Source organism: Nostoc sp. UCD121 (genome assembly GCF_014222285.1).
Taxonomy (GTDB): Bacteria; Cyanobacteriota; Cyanobacteriia; order Cyanobacteriales; family Nostocaceae; genus Nostoc.
The window spans coordinates 1-4,787 of the sequence record NZ_JACKZS010000335.1; the positions used below are offsets into that span (position 1 = coordinate 1).

The window sequence follows — 4,787 nt, forward strand, 5'->3', positions numbered from 1 at the left end:
GTTTTTTGGGCTGATTGGAGGGCTGATTTCTGGGCTGATTGGAGGGCTGTTTTTTGGGCTGTTTTTTGGGCTGATTTTTGGGTCTCTTAACGAAATAGAACTAAATGAAAAAATTATTTTTAAGAAAATAAACAAAGAAAATATAACCTCTGGGCTGAGTTATGGGCTGAGTTTTGGGCTGTTTGTTGGGCTGATTTCTGGGCTGTTTGTTGGGCTGATTTCTGGGCTGAGTTATGGGCTGAGTTATGGGCTGAGTTATGGGCTGATTTATGGGCTGTTGGTTGGGCTGTTTTCTGGGCTGATTTCTGGGCTGAGTTATGGGCTAATTAGTGTGCAGTCTGAGCTAGCTATAGAAAATAAAAAAATTATTAATCAAGGTGTTTGGAAATCTGCATTTAATGCTGTTTTTTTGGGGCTGATTGGAGGGCTGATTGGAGGGCTGAGTTTGGGGCTGATTGGAGGGCTGATTGGAGGGCTGAGTTTGGGGCTGTTTGTTGGGCTGATTTCTGGGCTGTTTTTTGGGCTGATTTCTGGGCTGAGTTATGGAGGTATAACCTGCATCCAACACTTCACCCTACGCCTCATCCTTTACTACAACGGCTACATCCCCTGGAACTACGCCCGCTTCCTCGACTACAGCACTGAGCGATTATTCCTCCAGCGTGTTGGCGGACGCTACCGCTTCATCCACAAACTACTGCAAGACCACTTCGCCCAAATGGAGTTTAAGCGGGATTAGGAAGATATAACCAATTTGGGGTTTTTTGCATTAACCCCCGAAAAGGGGGATTCTAAAATTTGTTGTTGAATGGTACTTCACTCTTTTGATTAGTACGCGATCGGTGAAAGCTAGTCAGAGTGAAGAATATCACTATTTCTTAGACGATCTAAGAATGGTATTTTGAGACATGTAAAGAGACATAATTCAGACTTGTCTCAAATTGTATACTTTCTGAGACGGGGTTTAGCCAAGAATCTTATCTGGCAGGAGTTATAGGGTGATAGCGTCAAAACTCACTTTTCATAATCCCCCTTTTCGAGGGTTTATCCCAAAAACCCCAATTTACGCAGGGGGAGTCATAGTCAATTCCTTGTCGAAACGAGGGCCATCGCCAACGGCGGGCGGTTACGCCATCGCCTGACTTGTGCCAACTCTGATATCAACTCTGATATCAATGCCCCACCAGAGTAAGCGATTGCTTCGGGAGTAGCTATCCCAAAGTTAGTGCTAAAAATCAGCAATCAAGTCGCCACTACTTGGAGTAACCCCCAAGCCTTGTATAGAGAAAGGATAGATATTTGCCAAACTTATCAATGGGGGTGAAATTGGGATTTTGAGGGTGTGAATGATAAGCGTGGCTTAACTGAGGTAATTTTCGGGGTGGATATTCACGAGAGAATCAGGGTTTGAAAGAATTGGGAGTGTTGGTATTTAACCGTATAATACGAACAGTTGTAAAAAGCCAAAATGCTGGTACGCCGTAAGAATAAGGATTACAGGTCACGGGAATATCTTACAGTACGTGAGGTAAACAGCATACTGCGAGCGGCAAAAGTTTACGGACGGTACAAGGTGAGGAATTATGCGTTGATACTGTTAATATTTCGCCACGGGCTGCGGGTGTCGGAAGCTTGCGATTTGCGATGGGATGCGATTTCCTTTTTAGATGAGGAGATTTTTATCACGCGGAAAAAAGGGAGTGATAGCGGTGTGCATCCGTTGCCTGTGGATGAAATCGAGGCATTGAAAGAATTAAAGGAATTAAATATTGGTGGCAATTACGTTTTTATTGGGGAAAGGGGAGAGAGGTTAACGTCGGCGGCGGTACAAAGATTGTTGACTAGGTTGGGGGAAGTAGCTGTGTTAAACATCAAAATCCATCCGCACCAGTTACGCCATGCTTGCGGTTACTACCTTGTCAATGAAGGGCATAGTACTAGATTTATTCAGGAATTTTTAGGGCATCGGGACATCCGGCACACCGAAAAATATACCAAAGTAAATTCCAAACGCTTTTCTGGTATAAAGTGGAACACGATTGATGAGTAATGAAATTAACTGATAATCGCATGGCTACAACACCAGAGAAATTCAGGACTTTCTTGGACACCGCGATATCAAACACGCTGAAAAATATACCTTGCTGAAAAAGTCATTACAGCATTCTAGGGGCTGTGTAGGTGCGATCGCACTGATGTTTACCAGAGAATATCATGGGGTGAAATGAGCATCCGTTCAGAAACTTACGCTAAGGACTTGATGACCTGTTTTCAACTTAATCTCTCTTCAAACTTCCTCAAATCCAGCACTGCGCGGCGAATAGCACGGTAATCGTCAGATGGAACCTCGATATAGGGTAGCTCATCCTGACCTTCTTCATCAGGAAGTAAACCTAAAGGAGCTTTCTGCGTATTAATTAGGTCAACGTAACAGCCATAGTCCAGTTTATAAACGTCGTATCTAACGCCAGGCTCTTCATTAGAAGAAACATTTCTCTTCAAAATATGAATAACTCTTGAATCAAATAGACGATCTATCAATTCACTTTTTCTATCCTTCCTTAATAAGAAAGCTCGTGCTTTTCTATTACCAATAACTTCATCAATAATCCAATGCAAAATATCGCTAGCTTCAGGATTGGATTCAACAGCAGAACCTTTATCACGACTATACCATTGACTGGCAGCAACTCGAATATCATTCATTGAGATTTTTCTGTCCCCAGACCTTTTAGCTGCCAACATCAGAATATTAATAGAATCTCTTGGTACACCTTCAGAAGCTCTCGCGAATTCTGTAAAAACGTTGTTTTGAGTAAATGCTTCTTTTACAAGGGTATCGGAAGAGTTGTAAAAACTATCTTGCTCAACACTATCAATGGCTTGATAGTGTTTATATATTAACTCTTTGAAAAAACCATTTGCTCGTTCAGCATCATTATCAAAGACCATGAAATCGTCTAGATTAATATCAGCTGCTATGTCAGCACCAACCTCAATACCAATATAATTCCCACCCACAAAGGGTAGCTGAAAATGTGTTCGTTGCTCAATGGCAGCAAGTTTCACAATTATGCCCTGAATAGGAAACATCGCTCTTCGTATAAAATCAGCCAAATAAGGCTGTAAATCAAGCGGAACACTACTCCATTCATCTAATAAAACCCAAATTTTCTTAGGAGATATGCTTCGAGCAAGATTTTTCAGTAACTGACCAATAGAACCAAAACGAACAGTAGGTTGTTTATTGTGTGAATTTTTAACGCCCTCACTATCAATAAGATTTGCAACAACACTGACACTGGAAATATTATCCATCAGCCCATCAATATATTGTTCTAAGCTTCGATTTGAAAGCAGCTTATCATCTTCTAAAATCAGCTCATAAACTAAATCACAAAATGTGGAAAGTGTGTCCAATAAGAGCCTTGTTGCACGTTCAGTAATAGCTATATTAGTATCGGTATATACTCCACCGCTAGAACCTATATTTCTCATATCGATGTAGATAGAAAAATCTCCGTGCTTGGCAACTGTCTCTGCTAGATAGAATAAGGCGTGCGTTTTACCTGTTCCTCTACGCCCATAAATTACTTGATGATCCTGTGAGGATAGCAGAGTAAATAAAGAACCTGAATCAACAAATGTTGAAACTAGCTTGGCTCGATCATTCATCTCAGCCCTGCGCTGCATTTTCATAAATGCAAGGTTTACTGGAGTAGGAGTTGACATAGTACCTGATCCAACTAAGTGTTATACAAATTTTCTCGTGTCAGGTTAACGGGACTTAAACAAAAATCAAGTTTCTTTCATGAGCTTTTTTTAATGTGAAAGCTATGCTAGTTATGCATTATACTCTTTTTTCATCTCCAGTTTTGTTTAAGTCCCATTAACTAAATTTGCTGTTAAAGTCATTTAGGCTCTTTGCTGCATCAAGAAATGCTTTTTGTTCTTCATTCTGCTGAGTGAGTGTTTTAATTAGATAGGATAACGAAACTCGTATATATTCAGAGTTTTTCAGACACTCTTCTTCAGGAAGTCTATGAATGCCAGCACTCAAGGTATCGTAAATTATTGCCAAAGGGTTCATGCCATTTGGTCTTAAACTATTTGGAATCACATCTTTAGCAATTTTAATTCTTTCATCCATGATAATGCCTTTTAAAGCTTTATCAATTCGCTCTATATTCTCTGATGATGCACCTTGCATTTCTAGTGCAAAACGAAGGCTCTCAAGAATTTTTCCAATAGAGTTTTCTAAAACTCTTCTGTAATAAGAAAATGCGGCGATGCCGTAACCTTGCGATTCACAGATTAAAGCTTTCTTAAAGTATTCTGAATCATCTCCCAAAAATTTATCAATATCTCCGTCAAGATTGATTGACCAAGCAGGACTTTGACCAACCTTCCTAATCTTGCATTTTTCTACATCTACTTCAACAAAGAAGGTATATTTGCTTGAAGAACAGCTATCACAAGTAAACAAAAATGAATAGATATTAGATTCTAATTTTGGAGTGGAAATACCTGTACCACCGCCTCTTGATCTTCTATCAGAGAATGGTCTACTACGCCTACAAGTAGGACACTCCATTTCAATTTGTGATAACAATAGCTGTGTTGAGTATTCGGGTAATTCAAACTTATGCCATGAGTACAAGGGCTTTTTTTCCAGAAAATCTCTTAATTCTGCATTGAAGCTACCCATAATCTTAATTATGCTCGGTTGTTTACACTCATCTGTCTAACATTGTATGAAATCGGCGCTCGGTTTATATATGTAAAAG

The 4,787-nt window shown here is 40.0% G+C and carries 3 protein-coding genes and 1 pseudogene; 1 reads left to right on the forward strand and 3 read right to left on the reverse strand.

Features of this window, described 5'->3' with window-relative positions; all coding sequences use genetic code 11:
- Positions 1-49: pseudogene (locus GNF10_RS39535) on the reverse strand (hypothetical protein); the annotation flags it as partial.
- A 1,419-nt stretch (positions 50-1,468) separates the two neighbouring features.
- Here GNF10_RS39535 and GNF10_RS34915 point away from each other — a divergent pair.
- Positions 1,469-2,050: a tyrosine-type recombinase/integrase gene (locus GNF10_RS34915; protein WP_114085570.1), complete on the forward strand. Its 582-nt coding sequence runs from the start codon at positions 1,469-1,471 to the stop codon at positions 2,048-2,050.
- Positions 2,051-2,271: 221 nt separating this feature from the next.
- On the opposite strand, the gene GNF10_RS34920 is transcribed toward GNF10_RS34915, so the two are convergent.
- Together GNF10_RS34920 and GNF10_RS34925 are read right to left on the reverse strand one after the other, a co-directional pair.
- Positions 2,272-3,732 carry a hypothetical protein gene (locus GNF10_RS34920; RefSeq protein ID WP_185587029.1) on the reverse strand — a complete coding sequence of 487 codons (1,461 nt, stop codon included), beginning with the start codon at positions 3,730-3,732 and terminating at the stop codon, positions 2,272-2,274.
- A 157-nt stretch (positions 3,733-3,889) separates the two neighbouring features.
- Positions 3,890-4,708, reverse strand: coding sequence for a hypothetical protein (locus GNF10_RS34925; RefSeq protein WP_185587027.1), 819 nt, complete (start codon positions 4,706-4,708; stop codon positions 3,890-3,892).
- Positions 4,709-4,787 lie beyond the last annotated feature (79 nt).